This is a genomic window from Arthrobacter sp. Leaf69 (assembly GCF_001422645.1).
Taxonomy (GTDB): domain Bacteria; phylum Actinomycetota; class Actinomycetes; order Actinomycetales; family Micrococcaceae; genus Arthrobacter.
Genome location: NZ_LMLR01000011.1, coordinates 326,587 through 349,778 on the forward strand (window position 1 = coordinate 326,587; position 23,192 = coordinate 349,778).

At 67.0% G+C, this 23,192-nt stretch carries 18 protein-coding genes and 2 tRNA genes; 7 read left to right on the top strand and 13 right to left on the bottom strand.

From position 1 onward, the window contains the following. Position 1: 1 nt before the first annotated feature. Together ileS and ASE96_RS10975 are read right to left on the bottom strand one after the other, a co-directional pair. Complete coding sequence (gene ileS / locus ASE96_RS10970; protein ID WP_056429821.1) at positions 2-3,382, bottom strand: isoleucine--tRNA ligase; 3,381 nt, start codon at positions 3,380-3,382, stop codon at positions 2-4. Positions 3,383-3,718: 336 nt separating this feature from the next. After that, entirely contained in the window at positions 3,719-4,480 is a 762-nt protein-coding gene (locus ASE96_RS10975; RefSeq protein ID WP_056429822.1) for an SDR family oxidoreductase, read from the bottom strand. A 69-nt stretch (positions 4,481-4,549) separates the two neighbouring features. Between ASE96_RS10975 and valS the strand changes: the two genes are divergently transcribed. Further along, the gene (valS, locus tag ASE96_RS10980) at positions 4,550-7,159 is read left to right on the top strand and encodes a valine--tRNA ligase (RefSeq protein WP_056429824.1); all 2,610 of its coding nucleotides are present in this window, start codon (positions 4,550-4,552) and stop codon (positions 7,157-7,159) included. A gap of 357 nt (positions 7,160-7,516) precedes the next feature. Here valS and ASE96_RS10985 read toward each other — a convergent pair whose 3' ends face one another. The 6 genes from ASE96_RS10985 to ASE96_RS11010 form a co-directional block, all read right to left on the bottom strand. After that, on the bottom strand, positions 7,517-8,149 hold the full coding sequence (locus tag ASE96_RS10985; protein ID WP_056429828.1) for a mycothiol-dependent nitroreductase Rv2466c family protein: 633 nt from the start codon (positions 8,147-8,149) through the stop codon (positions 7,517-7,519). Positions 8,150-8,254: 105 nt separating this feature from the next. Then, complete coding sequence (gene clpX / locus ASE96_RS10990) at positions 8,255-9,535, bottom strand: ATP-dependent Clp protease ATP-binding subunit ClpX (protein ID WP_056429830.1); 1,281 nt, start codon at positions 9,533-9,535, stop codon at positions 8,255-8,257. A 148-nt stretch (positions 9,536-9,683) separates the two neighbouring features. Further along, complete coding sequence (locus tag ASE96_RS10995; protein ID WP_056430069.1) at positions 9,684-10,343, bottom strand: ATP-dependent Clp protease proteolytic subunit; 660 nt, start codon at positions 10,341-10,343, stop codon at positions 9,684-9,686. 32 nt (positions 10,344-10,375) lie between these two features. Beyond that, positions 10,376-11,008, bottom strand: a complete 633-nt coding sequence (locus tag ASE96_RS11000) for an ATP-dependent Clp protease proteolytic subunit (RefSeq protein WP_056429831.1) — start codon at positions 11,006-11,008, stop codon at positions 10,376-10,378. A 246-nt stretch (positions 11,009-11,254) separates the two neighbouring features. After that, entirely contained in the window at positions 11,255-12,667 is a 1,413-nt protein-coding gene (tig, locus tag ASE96_RS11005) for a trigger factor (protein ID WP_056429832.1), read from the bottom strand. A 67-nt stretch (positions 12,668-12,734) separates the two neighbouring features. Beyond that, a tRNA-Pro gene (locus tag ASE96_RS11010) sits at positions 12,735-12,809 on the bottom strand. Between the two features lie 133 nt (positions 12,810-12,942). Between ASE96_RS11010 and ASE96_RS11015 the strand changes: the two genes are divergently transcribed. Continuing rightward, positions 12,943-13,013, top strand: a tRNA-Gly gene (locus tag ASE96_RS11015). A 136-nt stretch (positions 13,014-13,149) separates the two neighbouring features. Here the strand turns inward: ASE96_RS11015 and ASE96_RS11020 are convergent. From ASE96_RS11020 to ASE96_RS11030, 3 genes are all read right to left on the bottom strand, one after another. Continuing rightward, entirely contained in the window at positions 13,150-14,085 is a 936-nt protein-coding gene (locus ASE96_RS11020) for an Fpg/Nei family DNA glycosylase (RefSeq protein WP_056429835.1), read from the bottom strand. After that, positions 14,085-14,576 (bottom strand): ribose-5-phosphate isomerase, encoded by a 492-nt coding sequence (locus ASE96_RS11025; protein ID WP_082492687.1) that lies wholly within the window; start codon positions 14,574-14,576, stop codon positions 14,085-14,087. Before ASE96_RS11025 ends, ASE96_RS11020 begins: the two co-directional genes overlap by 1 nt. 119 nt (positions 14,577-14,695) lie before the next feature. Beyond that, positions 14,696-15,697, bottom strand: a complete 1,002-nt coding sequence (locus ASE96_RS11030; RefSeq protein ID WP_056429838.1) for a hypothetical protein — start codon at positions 15,695-15,697, stop codon at positions 14,696-14,698. Positions 15,698-15,842: 145 nt separating this feature from the next. Between ASE96_RS11030 and pepN the strand changes: the two genes are divergently transcribed. Both pepN and ASE96_RS11040 read left to right on the top strand, forming a co-directional pair. Further along, positions 15,843-18,398 carry an aminopeptidase N gene (gene pepN, locus ASE96_RS11035; RefSeq protein WP_056429841.1) on the top strand — a complete coding sequence of 852 codons (2,556 nt, stop codon included), beginning with the start codon at positions 15,843-15,845 and terminating at the stop codon, positions 18,396-18,398. 74 nt (positions 18,399-18,472) lie between these two features. Continuing rightward, positions 18,473-18,958, top strand: a complete 486-nt coding sequence (locus ASE96_RS11040; protein WP_056429843.1) for an OsmC family protein — start codon at positions 18,473-18,475, stop codon at positions 18,956-18,958. Positions 18,959-19,014: 56 nt separating this feature from the next. Here the strand turns inward: ASE96_RS11040 and ASE96_RS11045 are convergent, their stop codons facing one another. Next, entirely contained in the window at positions 19,015-20,025 is a 1,011-nt protein-coding gene (locus ASE96_RS11045; RefSeq protein WP_056429844.1) for an NAD-dependent epimerase/dehydratase family protein, read from the bottom strand. A 136-nt stretch (positions 20,026-20,161) separates the two neighbouring features. Here ASE96_RS11045 and ASE96_RS11050 point away from each other — a divergent pair, with 136 nt between their 5' ends. Together ASE96_RS11050 and ASE96_RS11055 are read left to right on the top strand one after the other, a co-directional pair. Next, entirely contained in the window at positions 20,162-20,827 is a 666-nt protein-coding gene (locus ASE96_RS11050; RefSeq protein WP_056429845.1) for a mechanosensitive ion channel family protein, read from the top strand. A gap of 4 nt (positions 20,828-20,831) precedes the next feature. After that, positions 20,832-21,290 carry a globin gene (locus ASE96_RS11055; protein ID WP_056429846.1) on the top strand — a complete coding sequence of 153 codons (459 nt, stop codon included), beginning with the start codon at positions 20,832-20,834 and terminating at the stop codon, positions 21,288-21,290. A 122-nt stretch (positions 21,291-21,412) separates the two neighbouring features. Here ASE96_RS11055 and ASE96_RS11060 read toward each other — a convergent pair whose 3' ends face one another. After that, entirely contained in the window at positions 21,413-22,084 is a 672-nt protein-coding gene (locus tag ASE96_RS11060; RefSeq protein ID WP_056429852.1) for a hypothetical protein, read from the bottom strand. 63 nt (positions 22,085-22,147) lie between these two features. On the opposite strand from ASE96_RS11060, the gene ASE96_RS11065 reads away from it, so the two are divergent. Further along, the gene (locus ASE96_RS11065) at positions 22,148-23,128 is read left to right on the top strand and encodes an acyl-CoA thioesterase (protein WP_056429855.1); all 981 of its coding nucleotides are present in this window, start codon (positions 22,148-22,150) and stop codon (positions 23,126-23,128) included. Positions 23,129-23,192 lie beyond the last annotated feature (64 nt).

Below are 23,192 nucleotides of genomic sequence, written 5' to 3' on the forward strand. Positions count from 1 at the left end.
ATTAGGCCTCTACTTTTTCTGCAGCGGTCTTGACGACGCTGACCTGGGGTTCCTTGACGTCGGCCGCCACCGTGTCCAGCCGGACCGTCAGGGTTTCGGTCTGGACGAGCCCGGCGTTGGCCAGCAGGGCATCCACAACGTCCTGCCGGGCGGTGACGGTGGTGTGGATCCGGTCGCTGACGTTGAGCCCGGCGTCCTTGCGGGCCTGCTGGATGGCGCGGACCATGTCGCGGGCGGCACCTTCGGCTTCCAGTTCCGGGGTGACCTCGGTGTTGAGGACCACGAAGCCGCCGCCGGGCAGCACGGCGGCCGCCCTTGTGGCAGGTCCAGCTCCCTCGCCTTCCGCGGCTTCTGCCACGACGGTTTCCAAGGTGTACTCCTGCGGTTCCAGCTCGAGGCCGCCTGCGGTCACCACACCGGCTTCGCTGACGGACCAGTCGCCGGACTTGGAGCCCTTGATGGCCTGCTGGACGTTCTTGCCGAGACGCGGACCCGCGGCCCGGGCGTTCACCACAAGCTTCTGTTCGATGCCGAACTCCTCCGGGGAGGCGTTGCCGGCGTCGAGCAGGCGGACGGAGCGCAGGTTCAGTTCATCGCGGACGACGGCGGCGAAGCCGTCCAGCGCGTCCGCGCCGGGCGCCACGACGGTGAGTTCCTGCAGCGGCAAGCGCACGCGCAGGTTGGCGGCTTTGCGCAGCGAGGAGCCGGTGGAGCAGATCTGCTGGATCCGGTCCATGGCCTCAACAAGTTCCGGGTTGGCGGGGAACAGGTCCGCGTCCGGCCAGTCGGCCAGGTGCACGGAGCGCCCGCCGGTGAGGCCGCGCCAGATCTCTTCCGAGATGAGCGGCAGCAGGGACGCGGAGACCCGGCAGACCGCTTCCAGGGCGGTGTAGAGCGCGTCGAAGGCGTCGACGTTCTCGTCGAAGAACCGCTGGCGGCTGCGGCGGACGTACCAGTTGGTGAGCATGTCCAGGTAGCTGCGCAGTTCGTCGCAGGCCCCGGAGATGTCGTAGGCGTCCAGCTGCGTAGTCATGTTCCGGACGAGGTCCCCGGTGTTGGCCATCAGGTACTGGTCCAGGGTGTCGGCATAGCCGTCGTAGCGGAGCTTTGCGTCGTACCCCCGCGCTCCGTCAGCCGCGTTCGTGTAGAGCGTGAAGAAGCTGTACACGTTCCACAGCGGCAGGATGACCTGGCGGACGCCGTCGCGGATGCCCTGCTCGGTGACCACGAGGTTGCCGCCGCGCAGGATCGGGCTGGACATCAGGAACCAGCGCATCGCGTCGGAACCGTCGCGGTCCAGGACCTCGGAGACATCCGGGTAGTTGCGGAGGCTCTTGGACATCTTCTGCCCGTCCGAGCCCAGCACGATTCCGTGGCTGATGACGTTGCGGAAGGCCGGACGGTCGAACAGCGCGGTGGAGAGGATGTGCAGCATGTAGAACCAGCCGCGGGTCTGGCCGATGTACTCGACGATGAAGTCCGCCGGGTTGTGGGTGTCGAACCATTCCTCGTTCTGGAACGGGTAGTGGACCTGGCCGTAGGGCATGGAGCCGGAGTCGAACCAGACGTCCAGGACGTCCTCGACGCGGCGCATCACGGACTGGCCCTCCTCCGGGGTGCGGGGGTCGTCCGGGTTCGGGCGGGTGAGCTCGTCGATGAACGGCCGGTGCAGGTCTACCTGGCCGGCCTTGTTCAGCGGCAGCCGGCCGAAGTCGGCCTCGATCTCGGCGAGCGAGCCGTAGACGTCCGTGCGCGGGTAGTCCGGGTCGCTGGACTGCCACACCGGGATGGGGCTGCCCCAGTAGCGGTTGCGGCTGATGGACCAGTCCCGGGCGTTGGCGAGCCACTTGCCGAACTGGCCGTCCTTGACGTTGCCCGGGATCCAGTTGATGTCCTGGTTGAGCTCGGACATGCGGTCCTTGAACTTGGTCACCTCGACGTACCAGGAGGACACGGCACGGTAGATGAGCGGGTTCCGGCAGCGCCAGCAGTGCGGGTAGCTGTGCTCGTAGCTGGCCTGGCGGACCAGGCGGCCCTGGGCGCGGAGCACCTGGGTGATGGGCTTGTTCGCGTCGAAGACCTGGAGTCCGGCGATCTCGGCGAGGTCGCCGTGGCCGAACAGCGGCAGGAACTTCGCGCCTTCGTCCACGGAGAGGACCACCGGGATGCCGGCCTCTTCACAGACCTTCTGGTCATCTTCACCGTAGGCGGGCGCCTGGTGAACGATGCCGGTGCCGTCGGTGGTGGTGACGTAGTCGGCCACGAGGAAACGCCAGGCGTTCTCCGTGCCGAACTTCTCGGCGTCGCTGAAGTAGTCCCACAGCGGCTCGTAGCTCAGGCCGTCGAGCTCGGCGCCGGTGTGGCTGGACGTGACGGCGGCCTCGGCGGCGGCAACGCCCTCGGCACCGTCGCCATAGCCAAGGTCCTTGGCGTAGGCGCCCAGCAGCTCGGCGGCGAGCAGGAAGCTGCCCGTGACCGGGGCCTCGGCCGAGGCGGCCTTGATCCCGTGCGGGCCAGCCGGCAGGACGACGTAGGTGATGGCGGGCCCGACGGCGAGCGCCAGGTTGGTGGGCAGCGTCCAGGGCGTCGTGGTCCAGGCGAGTGCCTGCACGCCGGCGAGCTGCCGGGACAGCTCCGACTCCCCTGCCGTGATCGGGAACGTCACCGTGACGGTCTGGTCCTGGCGGTTCTTGTAGACGTCGTCGTCCATGCGCAGTTCATGGTTGGACAGCGGCGTCTCGTCCTTCCAGCAGTACGGCAGCACGCGGTAGCCGTTGTAGGTCAGGCCCTTTTCGTGCAGCTGCTTGAAGGCCCACAGCACGGACTCCATGTACTCGACGTTGAGCGTCTTGTAGTCGTTCTCGAAGTCGACCCAGCGCGCCTGGCGGGTGACGTAGCTCTTCCATTCGTCGGCGTACTTCATCACCGACGCGCGGCAGGCGTCGTTGAATTTGTCGATGCCCATGGCCTCGATCTGGGTCTTGTCCGTCATGCCCAGCTGCTTCATGGCCTCCAGCTCGGCGGGCAGCCCGTGGGTGTCCCAGCCGAAGCGGCGCTCCACCCGGCGGCCTCGCTGGGTCTGGTAGCGGCCCACAAGGTCTTTGGCGTAGCCGGTCAGCAGGTGGCCGTAGTGCGGCAGGCCGTTGGCGAAGGGCGGGCCGTCGTAGAAGACGAATTCGTTGGACCCATCTTTGCCAGCATCGCGCTGGTCGATGCTGGCCTGGAAGGTGCCGTCCGCTTCCCAGTACTTGAGGATGCGTTCTTCGATTTCCGGGAACTTCACGGAGGCGGATACGCCTGCTGCGTTGGAGGCAGCGTTGGAATCAGAGGTGCGGGCGCCGGCGCCGGACGGTGCGGCGGAGGCCTTCGGGTAATAAGTCATCTCGACATCCTGGGTTGAGCTAGTGAACAAATGGATTCATTCAGGATGCGAGGACGGCTCCTGCGTTGTCTTTAGACACCACCGGCACCGCGGTACCACCTCACTTACCGTCGCCGGATCCTCTCCCCGTGGGGAAGCACCGGCGTCGGCCGCTCATTACTGCTGTGACGGGCTTACCCGTCCGGTTCTACCGGCCCTGGCACGTGCTGACGTTGCGCCGGGGCGTTCTTCCGGAAGCTCACCGGTGATGGCCGGGTCGAAGCTGTTACGAGAAGTCTAACAACTGTCGCGGGGACGCAATGCCTGCACCGCGTCCCCGCATCGCCGCCGGTCCCGTCAGCCCTTGCGGATGAGCTTGTAGTTGGCGGCCTGCGCCACCGGGCGGATCACGATCTGGTCGAGGTTGACGTGGTGCGGAGCCATGACGGCATACCGGACGACGTCGGCGACGTCCGCGGCGGTCAGGGGCTTCTCGACGCCGGCGTACACCTTCGCGGCGGCGTCGGAGTTGCCGCCGAGGCGGTTCAGCGCGAACTCCTCCGTCTGGACCAGGCCGGGGGCCACCTCGATCACGCGAAGGTTGTGCTCGGCCTCTTCAAGGCGCAGCGCCCCGGTGAGCGCGTGCTGGGCGAACTTCGCCGCGTTGTAGCCGCCGCCGCCCTCATAGGCGGACAGTCCCGCCGTCGAGGTCAGGTTCAGGACGGTGCCTTCACCGCAGGCGCGCAGCATGGGCAGGAATGCCCGGGTGAGTTTCATGGTGCCCAGGACGTTGACCTCGAACATCCATTCCCAGTCCTCGGTCTTGGCCTCGGCCACTCTGTCCGCGCCACGGGCACCGCCGGCGACGTTAATGAGTGTGTCGATGCCGCCGGCCCGCGTTACCTCGTCGACCAGCCGGGCGACGTCGGCGTCGTCAGTCACGTCGGCCGGCAGCGCGACGGCGCCGGTTTCCGCGGCGAGCGCCTCAAGCCGGTCCGCGCGGCGGGCGACCGCGTACACGGTCCAGCCCTCAGTCCGGAGCGCACGCACGGTGGCCTCGCCGATCCCGGTGCTGGCGCCGGTGACAACTGCTGCTTTGTTCTGGATTCCCTCAGTCATGGCACCACACTAACGGCTCTGCGGCGGGCCACTGCGCCTGCCCGCGGCGGACCGTGAAAGAATTGACCCATGGCTGAAGACACGCAGGGTACAGACACGCCCACCACCGCCCCCATCAACGTTCCGGACAAGCCCGCCTTGGAGGGGCTGGAAGACGCCCTCACCCGGCGCTGGCTTGACGAAGGGACCTACAAGTTCAACCCGGACACCACCCGGGCGCAGGTCTACTCGATCGACACTCCCCCGCCCACGGCGTCGGGTTCGCTGCACGTGGGGCACATGTTCTCCTATACGCAGACGGACGTCCTGGCCCGCTACCAGCGCATGACCGGCAAAAACGTCTTCTACCCCATGGGCTGGGACGACAACGGCCTGCCCACCGAGCGCCGTGTGCAGAACTACTATGGTGTGCGCTGCGACCCCACCACCGCGTACGACGCCGGCTACCGGCCCCCGGCGGAGCCCGCCAAGAACCAGCGCGACTTCGACGTCGTCTCGCGCCGGAACTTCATCGAACTGTGCGAGGAACTCGCCGTCGAAGACGAAAAGGTCTTCGAGAACCTCTTCCAGACCCTCGGTCTGTCCGTGGACTGGGACCTGACCTACCGCACCATCGATGACAAGTCCCGCGCCATCTCCCAGCGCGCCTTCCTGGCCAACCTCGCCGCCGGCGACGCGTACATGGCCGAGGCTCCCACGCTGTGGGATGTCACCTTCCGCACCGCGGTGGCCCAGGCCGAGCTCGAGGACCGGGAAGTCGCGGGCGCCTACTACCGCTACCCGTTCTTCACCGAAGACGGCGACAAGATCTACATCGAGACCACCCGCCCCGAGCTGCTGGCCGCCTGCGCCGCGCTCGTGGCGAATCCCGACGACGAACGGTACCAGCCGCTGTTCGGCAAGAAGGTCACCTCCCCCCTGTTCGGCGTCGAGGTGGAGGTCAAGGCCCACCCGCTCGCGAAGGCGGACAAGGGCTCCGGCATCGCCATGGTCTGCACCTTCGGTGACCTCACCGACGTCACCTGGTGGCGGGAACTGCAGCTCCCCACCCGCGCGATTGTGGGCCGCGACGGCCGCATCATCGGCGACACCCCGGAGTGGGTCACCACCGCCGAAGGCCGCGAGGCCTTCGCTGCCATCGCCGGCAAGACGGTCTTCAGCGCCAAGGAAACGGTGGTGGAGCTCCTTACCGCCGCGGAGCTCCTCGACGGCGAGCCGAAGAAAATCATGCACCCGGTCAACTTCTTCGAAAAGGGCGATAAGCCCCTCGAGGTGGTGACCTCGCGCCAGTGGTACATCCGCAACGGCGGCCGGGACGCGGAACGCCGCGAACGGCTCATCGCCCGCGGCCACGAGATCGATTTCCACCCGGCATTCATGCGCTCACGCTACGAGAACTGGATCTCCGGGCTGAACGGCGACTGGCTCGTTTCGCGCCAGCGTTTCTTCGGCGTGCCGGTGCCCGTCTGGTACCCGCTGGACGCCGACGGCAACCCGGACTTCGCCGCTCCGATCGCCCCGTCCGCCGCGCAGCTGCCGGTGGACCCGGCCGCCGACGCCGCCCCCGGCTATGAGGAAGCCCAGCGCGATGTGCCGGGCGGCTTCACCGGCGACGCCGATGTGCTGGACACCTGGGCAACTTCCTCGCTGACCCCGCAGATCGTGGGCGGCTGGAGCACCGACGAGGCGCTCTTCGCCAAGGTCTACCCCTTCGACGTGCGCCCGCAGGGCCACGACATCATCCGGACCTGGCTGTTCTCCTCCGCCGTGCGCGCCGACGCCCTGCAGGGCTCCGCGCCGTGGAAGCACGCGGCCATCTCCGGCTGGATCCTGGACCCAGACCGCAAGAAGATGTCCAAGTCCAAGGGCAATGTGATCGTCCCGACCGACGTGCTCGAGGAATACGGCTCGGACGCCGTCCGCTACTGGGCGGCCTCGGCCAAGCTCGGCGCGGATACAGCCTACGAGATCGCCCAGATGAAGATCGGACGGCGGCTGGCCATCAAGCTGCTCAACGCCTCCAAGTTCGTGCTGAATCTGGGCGCCACCGAGGACTCTGTGGTGTCCTCGGACCTGTCCGTGCTCGGCAACCCCCTGGACCGGGCCGTGCTGTCCCAGCTGGCCGATGTGGTCCAGCAGGCCACGAAGGCGTTCGAGAACTACGATTACGCGCGGGCCCTGCAGATCACGGAGAGCTTCTTCTGGCACTTCACCGATGACTATGTGGAGCTCATCAAGGACCGCGCTTACGGTGCGGCGGGAGAGGCCGAGCAGGCGTCCGTCCTCGCGGCGCTGGCAACAAGCCTGGACACGCTGCTGCGACTGTTCGCCCCGTTCCTGCCCTTCGCCACGGAGGAAGTCTGGAGCTGGTGGCGCACCGGTTCCGTGCACCGCGCGGCCTGGCCGTCCGCCATCGAGATCGACGGCGACACCACCCTGCTGGCCACCGTGGGGACCGCGCTCAGCGGTATCCGCAAAGCCAAGTCCGAGGCCAAGGTCAAGCAGCGCACCGAGGTGCTGTCCGCGACCATCACGGCCTCGGAGTCCCTCATTACGCAGCTGAAGGCCGGCTTGGCCGACCTCAAGGCTGCAGCCAACGCGCGCGAGCTGGCCCTGGTGGGCGGCGAGGGCGAACTGACCGTGAGCGACGTCGTCCTGGCGCCGCCCGGGGAGGCCTAGCCGGGACAATCCTGCCCGCCCGTATTCGGGCAAAGGGGAAGCCCCATCAGCGTTTTGCCGTTGGTGGGGCTTCGACTTTTCGATTGTCACGTGACGTCTTAGACAATCTGGCAGAATCCTCGGATTTCCAGGTCTTCCTACCTCGTCACTGGTAGCCATCATCTGACTTTGCCGAAGGCTGCGTCGGATGAGTGTCACTGAATCTTTGGTTTCTGCGTCCCGCTTCTTTCGAAGTGGGTAAGTTCTATTGTGATCCCCGGGTTTGGGATGCACAAGAGCCCCGGAAGAACTACATCAGAGTAATTCTTCCGGGGCTCTTTGCAGGCCGGGCAGCTGCCCGGCGCGGTGTCTACGGGCCTAGTTGAAGACCGGGCTTTCGGTACGGCTGCGCTTGATCTCGAAGAAGTACGGGAACGACGCCAGGGTCACGGTGGCGTCCCAGATCTGTCCGGCTTCCTCGCCACGCGGGATGCGGGTCAGGACCGGGCCAAAAAAGGCCGTTCCGTTGAAAGCGACGACCGGCGTGCCCACGTCCTGCCCGACCAGGGAGATGCCTGCCTCGTGGCTGGTGCGGAGCTGCGCATCGAATTTGTCGCTTTGGCCGGCCGCCGCAAGCTCGGCCGGCAGTCCTGCCTCGGCGAGCGATTTGGCGATGACCTCGTCGATGTCCTTGTTGCCTTCGTTGTGAATCTTGGTGCCCATGGAGTCATAGAGCGGCTTGATGTACTGCGCACCATGCTGTTCAGCGGCGGCAGTGATGACGCGAACTGGAGCCCACGCCTTCTTCATGAACTCCCGGTACTGCTCGGGGAGCTCCTCGCGGCCCTCATTCAGCACCGAGAGGCTCATGACGTGCCATTCAGTGCTGATGTCGCGGACTTCCTCCACCTCGTTGATCCACCGCGAGGTCACCCAGGCAAAGGGGCACATCGGATCAAACCAGAAGTCGGCTTTGTTGGTTGTTGCTGGAGTGTTCAGGGTTTCAGGCACAGGTGATCTCCTAGGGGAAGTCTGCGGGGGGAACAGGTGCACCGCTGGCTCAATGACCGGGCACGCCAAAGATGTCAGCGGCCCGTGCGGCCTATTTATTCCGGTTCAGGCGGATTTGCGGCGCTTGACGTCGTGGGGGATCATCGTGGGCGCCGCCTTGTTCGCGACGACGTCTTCGGTGATGACCACGGTGGCGATATCGTCCCGGCTGGGCAGGTCGAACATCACGGGGAGGAGGACTTCCTCCATGATGGCGCGGAGACCGCGGGCGCCCGTGCCGCGTTCGAGTGCCTGGTCGGCGATGGTGTTCAGCGCCTCGTCCTCGAACACCAGCTCGACGCCGTCGAGCTGGAACATCTTCTGGTACTGCTTCACGAGGGCGTTCTTGGGCGTGGAGAGGATCTGGATGAGCGCGGACCGGTCCAGGTTGGAAACGGTGGTGATGACCGGGAGGCGGCCGATGAATTCGGGGATGAGCCCGAACTTCAGCAGGTCCTCGGGCATAACCTCGCCGTAGGAGTCCGCGTTGTTTTTGACCTCGTTGAGGGGGGCGCCGAACCCGATGCCCTTGCGTCCGGACCGCGAACCGATGATCTCTTCGAGTCCGGCGAAGGCGCCGGCCACGATGAAGAGCACGTTGGTGGTGTCGATCTGGATGAATTCCTGATGCGGGTGCTTGCGGCCGCCCTGCGGCGGCACCGAGGCGACGGTGCCTTCGAGGATCTTCAGCAGGGCCTGCTGAACTCCCTCGCCCGAGACATCCCGGGTAATGGAGGGATTCTCGCTCTTGCGCGAGATCTTGTCGATCTCATCGATGTAGATGATGCCCTGTTCGGCCTTTTTGACGTCGTAGTCGGCGGCCTGGATGAGCTTGAGCAGGATGTTCTCGACGTCCTCGCCGACGTAGCCGGCTTCGGTCAGTGCGGTGGCGTCGGCGACGGCGAAGGGGACGTTGAGGCGGCGGGCCAGGGTCTGCGCGAGGTACGTCTTGCCGCAGCCGGTGGGGCCAATCAGCAGGATGTTGGACTTGGCGATCTCGACGTCGTCGTGGTGCACGCCCTCGGCCAGGCTGCCGCTCTTGGGGGCGTGGCCGGCCTGGATGCGCTTGTAGTGGTTGTACACGGCGACGGCGAGCGAGCGTTTGGCCGGCTCCTGGCCGATGACGTACTCCTGCAGGAAGTCAAAAATCTCGCGGGGCTTGGGCAGTTCGAAACTGCCCAGGTCAGCGACTTCCGCGAGTTCTTCTTCAATGATCTCGTTGCAGAGTTCAATGCACTCGTCGCAGATGTAGACGCCGGGCCCGGCAATGAGCTTCCGGACCTGCTTCTGGCTCTTTCCGCAGAAAGAACACTTCAGCAGATCCGTGCTCTCGCCAATCCGAGCCATATGTGAACCCCTTTAGTATCTTGCTGCGGCCTGTGACATGTTCCACTCTAGGTCACTTTAGGCGTGTTGGGTGGAAAGCCAACACCGGTGCGGCCACTTAAGGCGGGCCGCACCGGCGTCGGGAACTTCTTGTTACGTACTTGTTGCGCTACTTGGCAATGGCCTGCGGCTTGATCTTGCGGGAATCCAGCACCTGGTCGATCAGGCCGTACTGCATGGCCTCGGCCGCGGTGAGGATCTTGTCGCGTTCGATGTCGTTGTTGACCTGCTCCGGCGTCCGGCCGGAGTGCTTGGCAAGCGTGTCTTCGAGCCATGAACGCATCCGCATGACCTCGGCGGCCTGGATCTCCAGGTCCGAGGCCTGCCCGCCCTGGCCTCCGGACAGGGAGGGCTGGTGGATCAGCACGCGGGCGTTCGGCAGGGCCAGGCGCTTGCCGGGCGTTCCGGCCGCGAGGAGCACGGCGGCGGCACTGGCGGCCTGGCCGAGGCAAACGGTCTGGATCTCCGGGCGGATGTACGTCATGGTGTCGTAGATCGCCGTCATGGCGGTGAAGGAGCCGCCCGGGGAGTTGATGTAGAGCGTGATGTCGCGGTCCGGGTCGGTGGACTCGAGCACCAGCAGCTGGGCCATGACGTCGTCGGCCGACGCGTCGTCCACCTGGACGCCGAGGAAGATGATGCGGTCCTCGAACAGCTTGGTGTACGGGTCCTGGCGCTTGAAGCCGTAGGGGGTGCGCTCCTCGAACTGCGGCAGCACGTAGCGGCTGCTCGGCAGGTTGCCGGCAGTCGAACCGAAGTTGTAGTTCATGTTCATTGCTCCTGAATTCATTGCTGTGCCGGTCAGTTCTCGGTGGCTGCGTCGGCGGCCGCGTTACCGCCGTTGGCGTTGGTTCCGCCGCCGCCGGCGACCGATCCCGCGTGGGCCGCGATCTTGTCGAAGAAGCCGTACTCAAGGGCTTCCTTGGCCGTGAACCACTTGTCGCGGTCGTTGTCCTTGAGGATGGTGTCCACCGTCTGCCCGGTCTGGTCGGCCGTCAGTTCGGCCATGACCTTCTTCATGTGCAGGATGAGCTCGGCCTGGATCTTGATGTCCGAGGCCGTGCCGCCGATGCCGCCCGAGGGCTGGTGCATCAGGATGCGGGCGTTCGGGGTGGCGTAACGCTTGCCCTTGGTGCCGGAGGAGAGCAGGAACTGTCCCATCGAGGCGGCGAGGCCGGTGGCGACGGTGACGACGTCGTTCGGGATGAACTGCATGGTGTCGTAGATGGCCATGCCGGCGGTGACGGAGCCGCCCGGTGAGTTGATGTAGAGGTAGATATCCTTCTCGGGGTTCTCGGCCGAGAGCAGCAGCAGCTGCGAGCAGATCGCGTTGGCGTTCTCGTCGCGGACCTCGGAGCCGAGCCAGATGATGCGCTCTTTCAGCAGGCGGTTGTAAATGTAGTTATCCTGGGCGGCCGGATCGACAGTAGCCATCCGGGGTGCCCCTGCTTGCTGTGACATATGTACTTACCTCTCGCTGGCGACGGTGACGCCACTGGACGACATCACTGAACTTTCCTACATGGACACTAACGGTTTTCCCGCCCGCTTTGTGCTCAGGCACGGGGCTGTTCGCTGACGGCGCACGATTGCCCGGGAGGGTTCATCGCGGGCTTAAAAAGCCGCACCCCCGGATCATGGATCCGGGGGTGCGGGCAGGAACCGCGGGAACAGGAAGTGTTAGAACTTCACTGCTGCCGGGTCATCGTTCTTTGCGGTGGCTGCTTCTTCGGCAGCCGCTTCCTCGGAGGCGACTTCCTCGACGTCGGCCTCGGCACCTGCCTCAGCGGGAGCTTCCTCGCCGCCGGGGCGGACGAAGTCGCTGAGGTCAACCGTGTTGCCCTCGGAGTCGGTGACCTCGGCCTGGCCCAGGACCACGGCCAGCGCCTTGCGGCGGCGGACCTCGGAAACCATCATGGGAACCTGGCCGCTCTGATCGATGATCTGGGCGAACTGGTTCGGGTCCATGCCGTACTGGCTGGCGGTGGTGACGATGTAGTCGATCAGCTCGTTCTGGCTGACATTGACTTCTTCCTTTTCCGCGATGGCGTCAAGGATGATCTCGTTCTGGAAGGCACGCTCGGTGTTGGCCTTGACCTCGGCGCGGTGCTCCTCGGTGTCGTGCTCGCCTTCGCCGTGGGCGTTCTCGGCGTTGAAGTGTTGCTCCAGCTGCTCTTCGACGACGGATTCCGGCACGGGAACCTCTACGAGCTCAACGAGCTTGTCGAGGACCTTGTCGCGGGCTTCAACGCCCTGCTCAACAACCTTGGATTCTGCAGCCTGCTTGGCGAGGTCCTCGCGGAGTTCAGCCAGCGTGTCGAACTCGGAGGCCAGCTGGGCGAAGTCATCGTCGGCCTCGGGGAGCTCGCGCTCCTTGACGGACTTGACGACGACCTTGACCTGCGCGGCCTCGCCGGCGTGCTCGCCGCCCACGAGGGTGGTGTCGAAGATGGCGTCCTCGTCGGCGCTGAGGCCGGTGACGGCCTCGTCGAGGCCCTCGAGCATGGTGCCGGCGCCGACCTGGTAGGACAGGCCCGTGGCGGAATCAACTTCGGCGCCGTCGATGGAGGCGGTGATGTCGATGGTCAGGAAGTCTTTGTCGGCCGCCGGGCGGTCGATGGACTTCAGCGTGCCGAAGCGGCCGCGGAGTTCGTCCAGGGCCTTGTCGACGTCGGCGTCGGTGGACTCAGCGGCGGCGACCTCTACCTTGATGCCGGCGTAGTCGGGCAGCTCGATCTCGGGGCGCACGTCAACCTCGGCGTGGAACTTGAGTTCACCGTCGGTGGCGGACGGGTCCGGAACCTCGGTGATTTCGACCTCGGGACGGCTCAGCGGGCGGATGCCGGTTTCCTGGACGGCCGCCTGGTACCAGCCGTTGAGGCCTTCGTTGATGGCCGTCTCCAGCACGTAGCCGCGGCCAACGCGCTGGTCAATGAGCTTGGAGGGGACCTTGCCCTTGCGGAAACCGGGGACCTGGATCTGCGAAGCAACAGTCTTGTATGCCTCTGCGATGCTGGGCTTCAATTCCTCAAAGGGGACCTCAACATTGAGCTTGACCCGCGTGGGGGTGAGGTTCTCGACAGCGCTCTTCACAGTCTAAGTACTCCTGGTTTTAGGGGGTGGGGTTCTGCACCGCCAAGGTCTGGCAGTACCTGCAGAGTCGGGGTGACAGGATTTGAACCTGCGACTTCCTGCTCCCAAAGCAGGTGCTCTAGCCAAGCTGAGCTACACCCCGTAAGTGCACAGAACAGTCTACGGTCATATTGTGCCGGTTTGCACATTTGACAGCGGGGCCCTGAATTGGGTTTAGTTGTATCCGGCTTCAACAGCCGCCCGGAAGTTTCGCAGGAAAGTTCCTGCAAATTCCCGGGGACGTAGCTTAATGGTAAAGCCTCAGTCTTCCAAACTGATTACGCGGGTTCGATTCCCGTCGTCCCCTCAGAAATATGACGAAAAAGCCCCTCCGCGGAGGGGCTTTTTTCGTGTCCAAGCCATCGACTGCTCCATAACTGCCCTTCTGGCGGGTCAGAAGGGCAGTTATGGAGCAATCGACGCGGCTGGCCCCACGGGCAGGCTCACGGCGCCTGGCAGGCCGGGCACCAGTAGAGCTTGCGGGCGCCGAGTTCGGTCAGGGCCACCGGGGTTCCGCAGTCACGGCAGTCGAGGCCGTGCCGGCGGTAAACGAAGTGTGACTGCTCCGGAACGGGCAAAGATGCGGGCAGGCCAACCGGAGATGCGCCGCCGGACGCATCCCCGCCTACCCCGCTCCAGTAGCGCGGGGGTGTGGTGATGATCCGGCCGTCGCGGACGCCGTCGGACATCATGCCAACGGTGTCGTCCCAGAGCCGCCGCGCCGTGTCCGCGGGGAGTCCGGCCCCGGGCAGCCACGGGTGCAGGCCCTGCCGGAAGAGCAGCTCGGCGCGGTAGACATTGCCGATCCCGGCTATCACTTTCTGGTCCATCAGCAAGGCAGCGAGCGGCGTCCGCCTGGCCAGGATCGCGGCGGCAAAGGCGTCCCGGTCGCCGGGAAGGTTCCGCAGCGGATCGGGGCCGAGCCGTGCCAGCACGGCGGCCGCCTCGGCCTCCGTGATCGCCGCGCACGTGGTGGCGCCCCGGAGGTCGGCCCAGCCGTGGGTGCCGGCGAGCCGGACGCGGACGGCCCCGACCGGAGCGGGCGGGCCCGCGTACGCTGCCGGCCCGCCGCCGTCGTCGTAGAGCTCCCGCTCCCCCACCTTGCGGGGCGCGCCGATACTGGACGCGCCGCGGAAGTGGTCGTCGCCGCCGAAGTCCCAAGCGCCGTAGAGCCCCAGATGGACGTGCAGGATGAGCCCGTGCTCGAACTCCAGGAAGAGGTGCTTCCCGTGCGCCACGGAGCCGGTGAGCGTGTGGCCGTCCAGCAGCGCCGCGCCCTGGGTGAACCGGCCCTGCGGACTGGAGACCGCGAGCCGCTCCCCGACAAAAACGTCCCCGAACTGGCGGGCCAGCCGGTGGACGGAATGCCCTTCCGGCACTAGTCGACGACCTCGCCGGTGCGCTCGTAGGTGGCGATCTTGCCAATGCGGCGGACGTGGCGCTCGTCGTTGCTGAAGGGTTCGGCCAGGAAGGCCTCGATGATGTCGGTGGCTTCCGCGACGCTGTGCTGGCGGCCGCCGACGGCCACCACATTGGCATCGTTGTGCTCACGCGCCAGCTTCGCGGTGGAGAGGTTCCAGGCCAGCGCGGCGCGGACTCCCTTGACCTTGTTGGCGGCAATCTGCTCGCCGTTGCCGGAGCCGCCCAGCACGATGCCGAGGGCGCTGGTGCCGGCTTCCTGGTCCGCCACAACAGCGAGGGCGGCGTTGATGCAGAAGGAGGGGTAGTCATCCAGCGCGTCATAGGCCTTGGGTCCGTGGTCGACTACCTCGTAGCCCTGGGCGGTGAGGTGGCTGACGAGGTGGGCGCTGAGTTCCATGCCGGCGTGGTCGGTGGCGATGTGCACGCGCGGGAGGTCGGAGGGGGTCACGGCGGATCCGTTCAATCGGGCAGGCCCGTGCGGTCACGTGGGCTGCTGGTGCGGGTTGGGGGCTGCTTCCAGCCTACTAGGGCCCGGGCCGGCAGGGAGGGCCGCCGGCGTCGCGGACTTCACATATCTGCGGAGCCGCCGGTCCGGCGGGCCCGTGCTGCCACCCGCGAGAGCACCTGCGCCACGTTGTCCGCCGTCGTGGCACTGCCGCCGCTGACGGTCAGGGTCCGCCCGTCAGAGCGGTCGACGACGACGGCGGGCCCGCTGCTGACCAGCAGGGCCGTCGCCGTGCCGCGGCTCCGGTAGCCCCAGCCGCCATAGTCAGCCGCTTTGACCTCTTTCGGCGTCGCCGCCTCAATGGCAGCGGCCGGCACGTCCATCACCCTGACGAAACCCGCGGCGAAAACCCGCAGGCCGCTCCGGTCCACCCTGATCCGGGCGAACAGGCACGCGGCAGCCAGCAGGGCAAGGGCTACCAGCAGGGCAGCCAGCCAGGGCACGGCGATCGTGAGGAGGGCGGCAGGAAGCACGGTTGCGATTCCGAGCATCACAAAGACCGAGCTGCGGGCGTGGACCCACAGGCTCACGTAATCACGGGCCAGGTCCGGATCCAGTTCGCGGGCCAGCGCCGCTTCCATGGCGCGGTCGTCATCCGTGGACCAGCGCTCGTCGGCTTTGAAGACGAAGCCCATCACAAAGCCCAGGCCCACGGCGGCGCCGCTGCCCATGGCGAGCACGGCGACGTCCACCTGCGCCTGGTCTGCCTCCTCCAGCCCCAGTTGCCCGACCAGCACGGCGGCAAGGACTGTGACGATGAAGAGGCTCACGAACAGGCCGGTACCCATCATGATCCGGCGCATAATGGCCGGGCGGGACAGCGGGACGGCCTGGACCAGCACCGCCCAGCCGATCAGCACGATCATGGCCGCACCGGCCCCGACGACGGCCCCGAAGGGCGCGAAGTCCACGGCGGTTCCCCCGGCCCAGCGCACCGCCAGCGGCTCGGGCAGATCCGGGCGGACGAGGAAAGCGCACACCACAAACGCGGCTGCGAGCATCAGGGGGAACCCCACAGCGAAACGCAGCGCCCTGGCATCGACGGAGTCTCGAAGCTTTCCCATATCCCTAACGCTACTCCCGGCGATTCCACGTTCGGTAACCGGGTGTGACGCAGGCAACTTGCCAAGAGCCGCAGAAGTGAAAGAATGATTTCACAGTATCGAGTTCCCACCCCTAAGCATCCCTGGAGGCCCCACTTTGCCCGGAATGAACCTGACGCGCGCCGAGGCACGCGACCGCGCCGAACTTATCGCCGTCGACTCCTACGAGGTCGAACTCGACCTGACCCGCGGGGAGAAAGTCTTCGGCACCACCACCGCCGTGAAGTTCACGGCCAAGCCGGGGTCCTCGACCTTCATCGACGCGGTCACCGACGCCGTGCAGAGCGTGACCCTGAACGGCCGCGAACTCGACCCGGCCGAGGTCTCCGACGGCGTCCGCATCCAGCTGCCGGATCTCGCGGCGGACAACGAGCTGCTGGTCGTCGCCGAAGCCCCGTACATGAACACGGGCGAAGGGCTGCACCGCTTCGTGGACCCGGTGGACCACGAGGTATACCTCTACACCCAGTTCGAGGTTCCGGATTCCCGCCGGATGTTCGCTGTGTTTGAACAGCCCGACCTCAAGGCCAGCTTCACGTTCACAGTCATCGCCCCCTCACACTGGGATGTCATCTCCAACTCCCCCACCCCGGCGCCGGTGGAGACCATCCCCGGCACGGACGGCGGCGCCCGCTCCGTCTGGGAATTCACCCCCACGCCGCGGCTCTCCTCCTACGTCACGGCCCTGATCGCCGGGCCGTACCAGTCCGTCCGCAGCGAAGTGGTCTCCGCCGACGGAAAGGTCACGCCGCTGGGCGTCTTCGCCCGCAAATCGCTGATGCAGTACCTGGACGCGGACAACATCTTCGAGCTCACCCGCCAGGGCTTCGAGTTCTTCGAGGCACAGTTCGGCTGCCCGTACCCGTTCGAGAAGTACGACCAGCTCTTCGTCCCGGAGTTCAACGCCGGGGCCATGGAGAACGCCGGCGCCGTCACCATCCTGGAAGGCTACGTCTTCCGCAGCAAGGTCACAGACGCCCAGGTGGAACGCCGTGCCATTACCGTGCTCCACGAACTCGCCCACATGTGGTTCGGGGACCTCGTGACGATGCGCTGGTGGAACGACCTCTGGCTCAATGAGTCCTTCGCCGAGTACATGTCCCACCTGGCCGCCGTGGAAAACACCCGGTTCGACCACGCCTGGACCACCTTCGCCTCGGTGGAGAAGTCCTGGGCCTACCGGCAGGACCAGCTCCCCACAACACACCCGATCTTCGCCGAGATCAACGACCTAGAGGACGTTGAGGTCAACTTCGACGGCATCACTTACGCCAAGGGCGCCTCGGTGCTGCGCCAGCTGGTCGCCTGGGTGGGTCCGGAGGAGTTTATGGCCGGCGTCCGCGAGTACTTCAGCAAGCATGCCTGGCAGAACACCGAGCTCAGCGACCTCATGGCCGAACTCGAAAAGTCCAGCGGCCGCGACCTGGACCAGTGGGGCCGGCTCTGGCTGGAGACCGCCGGGGTCAACACGCTCAAGCCCGAGCTGTCCGTCGGCGGGGACGGCACCATCTCCTCCTTCGCGATCCTGCAGTCCGCCACCGAGGCCCAGCCCACCCTGCGCCCGCACCGGCTCGCCGTCGGCTTCTACAACCTCAACGGCGCCGGGAAGCTGGAACGCGTCCACCGCGAGGAACTCGACGTCGATGGCGCGCGCACCGAGGTGCCGGCGCTGGCCGGACTGGCCCAGCCGGACCTGATCCTGCTCAACGACGACGATCTCGCCTACGCCAAGGTCCGGCTCGACCCGAAGTCGCTGGCCACCGCCACGGCTCACCTCAAGGACTTCAGCCAGAGCCTCCCCCGCACCCTCGTGTGGGGCTCGGCCTGGGATGCGGCCCGCGACGGCGAAACCCCCGCCCGCGGCTACGTGGAACTGATCCTGGCCAACATCGCCGAAGAATCCGATTCGTCAGTGATCCTGGTCCAGCTGCGCCAGCTGGCCACCGCGCTGAACTTCTACGTGGCCGCGGAACACAAGGAAGCCACCGCAATCGCGGCCGCCGACCGGCTCTGGGACCTCGCCTCGGGCGTCCCGGCCGGCTCCGACGCGCAGCTGCAGTTCGTCAAGTCCTATGCCCTGCTGGCCCGCAGCGCGTCCCAGCTGGACACCGTGTCCGGGCTGCTGGAGGGCAGCCTGACACTGGAGGGCCTCACCATGGACCAGGACCTGCGCTGGGAACTGATCACCTCCCTCGTTGTCGGCGGCCGGGCCGGGCAGGACGCGATCGATGCCGAACTCGAGCACGACAACACCGCCACCGGGCAGAACGCGGCGGCCCTCGCCACGGCGGCCATTCCGACACCCGAGGCCAAGGCCGCGGCCTGGGACTCGATTGTGGTCAAGGGCGAGCTGTCCAACGCTCTCCAGGGCTCGGCCGTCAGCGGCTTCACCCGGGTGCTCGACACGTCCCTGCTGGAGCCCTACGCCGGGAAGTACTTCGACGCCGTCCCGGGCATCGTCAAGGAGCGCACGCACGCGCTGGCGCAGCAGATCGTCGTCGGGCTCTACCCGGCGCAGCTGACCACGCAGGCCACCGTCGACCGGACCGATGAGTTCCTTGCCGCGCTGCCGGAGGACAGCGCCGCCCTGCGGCGGATGATGCTGGAGAACCGCGACGGCGTGGCGCGCGCCTTGCGCGCCCGCCAGGCCGACGCCGGGTAGGCATCTGCCCCCGCAACCCCGGAACCCCGGCGCTCTCATAGGGCGCCGGGGTTCCTTCGTTCTAGGCTGGACCCATGAGCCTCGATGAACACCGCTACGCGCTGACCGTCCGCTGGACCGGGAACCTGGGCGAGGGGACGGCGTCGTACCGCGGCTATTCCCGCGACCACGACGTCGAGATCCCCGGGCTGCCCGTGCTGCACGGCTCCGCGGACCCCACCTTCCACGGGGACCGGACCCGCTACAACCCGGAACAGCTGCTGCTCGCGGCCCTGTCGCAGTGCCACATGCTGTCCTTCCTGCACGTCGCCGTGAAGCACGGGGTGGTGGTGACGGCGTACGAGGACCGGGCCGAGGGACTGATGCGGACCAACCGGGACGGCAGCGGACAGTTTGAATCGGTGACGCTCAAGCCCCGGGTGACCCTGGCGGCTCCGGCGACGGAGGAACTCCTGGAGGAACTCCACGCCGGGGCCAACCAGGTCTGCTTCATCGCCCGGAGCGTCAACTTCCCGGTGCTGCACGAGCCGAGCGCCGTGGTCGCCGGCCAGGCGGGCTGAACGGACCAGCCGGCCTGAAGGGCCCAGCCGTGCCCTCGGCCGGAACCGGGAAGCCCCTATTGGGCGTTGGCGGCTTGGTACTCGGACAGGATCCGGCGTTCCGTTTCCGGGCTCATCCCGGCTTTGCGTTCACGGCCGAGCCCGCGGCGGCGCTCGTCCGTCAGCATGTCCCGCAGCGTGTCCGTCCACGGCCGGGTGCGCAGCCCGGCTGCACGGGCGGCTGCGTTGCTGCGGGTCGCGAATCCCTCGTGGCCCGGCGGCAGCCATAAGGGCAGCGAGTCCGGGCCCGCCCAGTAGTTCGCACCGCGGGACGCCAGCCAGTCCGACGGAGCGGCAACCATCCCGGCGTCGCCCCCGGCGAGCTGCCGGGATTCCTCGAGGTACGCAGCGAACTGCACCGGCTCACCGACCGCGTTCAGCGCCCCGGTGGTCCCGCTTTCGGCAGCGGTGAGAATCCAGGCCGCGAGGTCACGGACGTCAATGACCTGGGTGGCGTCCGCGGGGATGTCCGGGACCAGGACGGGACCGGCGTCCCGGGCGAAGCGGGCCGGCCAGTATCCGTAGCGGTCCGAGCCGTCGCCCGGGCCGCCGATGAGTCCGGCCCGGCAGAGGTGGGCCCTGTCCCCGGCGAGCTCCGTGGTCCAGTGCTCGATCGCCGCCTTGGCCTCGCCGTAGTTCCCGGCGGTGAGCTCCGTGCCGGGCGGGAGCGGCGCCAAAACACCGGCGTCTTCGGCCGCGCCGGCCACGGAATGGTCCGCGTAGACGGAGCAGCTGGAGACGAAGGTCCAGTGCCCGGCGGAGCGCGCCAGCGCCTCCAGCGCCTCCCGCGCCTGGTCCGGGTCCCGGGACACGTCGACGACGGCGTCCCACCCGCCGTCGGACGCCTCCGTGGCGGCCGAATACGCGGCGGCCCCCTCCGAGCGGTCGGCCCTCAGCCAGGCGGCGCCGTCGGGCGGGACGGACACTGTTCCGCGCGCCAGGCAGGTGACGTCGTGACCGGCGGCCACTGCCTGCCGGGCTATTTCTGCTGAGAGGAAGGCCGTGCCCCCAAGTACCAGGATGCGCATGGGGCCACGGTACGGCGCTAATGTTGAATGAGACCAGAGTGTTATGCGCCCGGCGAACGCCGGCCGGCCCTCAGGACGCGAAGCCCGGCGCTACCGGCCGGCAGCAGAAACACAGCCACTAGGAGTACCCCCGCCGATGTTCAGCATGACCACCGAACCCATCACCCCGCCGGACATGTCGGCCATGTCGGAAATCAACGTGGCGGGTGTCCTCATCAGCCTGGGGGTCGGCATCACCGTGTGGTTGGTGGCGTCCTTCATGATCTCCGTCATCACCAAGCGCATCGCCGCAGGATCCACCTTCTTCAAAAAACCGTACTTCCGCTGGGCGGCGCCCGCGCTCCGCGCGCTGGAGCACGAACGCCGGGTCCAGCGGGCCCACACCATCGGAGCGTTGCTCCGGAGCGTCGTGGGCGTCCTCATCTCGGTCCTCACCAGCGTGTACGTGCTCAAGAACCTGAACGTGGACGTCGCTCCCATCCTGACCAGCGTCGGAATCCTCGGTATCGCCATCGGCTTCGGCGCCCAGCAGCTCATCCGTGACTTCCTCGCCGGCGTCTTCATCACCATCGAGGACCAGTACGGCATCGGCGACATCATCGAGACCTCCGAGGTGGTGGGCACGGTGGAGGCCATGAACCTGAGGATCACCCGGGTCCGGTCGGAGGACGGCACTATCTGGTACCTGCGCAACGGTGAAATCCTGCGGGTGGGCAACCGCTCCCAGGGCAACTACATCCCGCCCGTCACACCGCCGGAGGGCGAGGCGGACAACGCCCCCCAGCAGAAAGCCGGAGAATAGGGCCATGACGATACCCAGCGCCGGCGAACCCCGCCAGCCCAAGCAGCTGCTGCAAAACGATCCCTTCAGCCAGCCCGGCTACACGGACAACTTCTACGACGCCGTGGGCGGCCACGAGACCTTCGTGAAGCTCATCGACGTGTTTTACGACGGTGTGGCGGCTGATCCGCTGCTGCGGCCGATGTATCCGGAGGAGGACCTGGGACCCGCGAAGCGGCGCTTCCTGATGTTCCTTGAGCAGTACTGGGGCGGCCCGACGACGTACGGCGAGGAGCGCGGGCACCCCCGGCTCAGGATGCGCCACATGCCGTTCCGGGTCACCCCCGAAGCGAAGGACCGGTGGCTGGACCACATGCGCACCGCGGTGGATTCCCTGGACCTCCCGCCCCTCTACGAGGGGACGCTCTGGGACTACATGGAGCGGGCGGCCCTGTCCATGGTGAACAGCCCGTCCGGCGCCTGAGGACCAACATGGAAATACCCCGGAGGCACTTGGGGGAATGCCTCCGGGGTCTTTCTGGGTTTAAGGATACCCAGCAGGGTATTGGACGGCAAGTGGTTTGCGCGGTAACCGCCGTACGTCCCCTAAAGCGGAAGCTTGAGTCCTGAACCGGTGCGGGCCAGGACATGCCCGCGGGGTCCGCTGAGCCGGAACCAGCGTCCCGCCCGGAAAAGCTGCTGCTCGCCGTCGGCCAGGAAGCCGAGCGTGAGGGCCGCGAACGCGGCACCCAGCGGGAGCCCGGCGGCACCGGGCAATTCCCGGCCCCAGACTGTGGCCCGGGCGTTGTTGACGATCAATGCGCCGGGTTTGTCCGGGATGATGGCGGCGATCTCGGTGATGCCGGCCTCGGCAGACTGGCGCAGCGCCGAATCCTGCAAAGTGGCGACGGCTTCCCAGCCGCTGCGGGGCGCTCCGACACCAGCCCACGATTCTGTAACGGTTACCGGAGGCAGCGGCAGTTCGACGTCGCCCTCCCCTGCACGTGCCAGCCGGTCAAGCACCGCCGAGATCGGGACGGTGACATCGGTGTCCGCCGGCTGCGCCAGGGCCATGGTCCGCAGCCCGAGGATCGTCGGCGTCGACTCCCCCAGCAGCCGCGGCCGCAGCACGCAAACGTAGGCGGCGAGCACCGGGCCGGACGCCTGGAGGCGGATCGCGCCGTCGTCAATCGATTTGGCGCGGGTCGCGAAAGTGCGCAGATCGGCGAGGTCGCGGGGATCGGTGAACTGCAGGGGCTGGGTGAGGACATCAGACACAATATCGACTCTACCGGCTGTGCCTCTTTGGGACGGCGCCGGAGGGACGTCTAGAGTCGAACCATGACTGAAGCCGAAGCCGGATTGCAGGGTCCGCCGACCCAGGACCCCACCTCCTCGCTCCTCCAATTGCTGAACCTCGGTGAACTGGAGGGTGCCCGGACGGACGAGGACATCTTTATGGGTCCTTCCCAGCAGCAGCCCCGGCACCGCGTGTTCGGCGGCCAGGTGCTGGCGCAGTCGCTGATTGCCGGGAGCCGGACCGTTCCTGAGGGGCGCGGCGTGCACTCCATGCACGGATACTTCCTGCGTCCGGGAGACGCCAACAAGCCCATCACCTTCGGCGTCCAGCGGCTCCGGGACGGCCGCTCATTCTCGGCGCGGCGCGTGCACGCGTACCAGGAGGGCATGCCCATCCTGTCCATGATCGCCTCGTTCCAGGATGAGGACGAGGGAATTGAGCACCAGACCGAGATGCCGGCCGGTATCCCCGGGCCGGAGTCGCTGCCCAGCACGGCTGACCTTCTGGGCAAGTACGACCACCCGGTGGCCCGCCACTGGGCCTATGAGCGGCCGTTCGATATCCGGCACGTTGACCCGGCCCTGTACGTCTCGGCGAAGGGCGACAAGGAACCGCGCAACGCGGTCTGGATGAAGACGTTCGGGCCGATGCCGGATGATCCGGAGCTGCACCGCGCGGCCCTGGCCTACGCGAGCGACTACACCATCCTGGAGTCCATCCTCCGCAAGCACGGGATGAGCTGGATTACCCCGGGGATGTCGGTGGCCAGCCTGGACCACGCCATGTGGTGGCACCGTCCCCTCCGCGTGGACGAATGGCTGCTCTACGTGCAGGAGTCCCCCAGCGCCCAGGGAGCCCGCGGCCTGGCCACCGGCAAGATCTTCAGCCGCGACGGCGTGCACGTGGCCACGGTGGCGCAGGAAGGCATGATCCGGATTCCCACGGACCTCAAGAACAAGGTCAAGGGCGCAGTCCAGTCCAAGGTCCTGCAGCACCAGATGCGCAAGGCCGACCGCGGCTGAACCGCGGCGCCTCGCGTACCGGCGGCCCGCGTAGGCCGGTGGCCGGCATTCGGGTGGCTGCGGT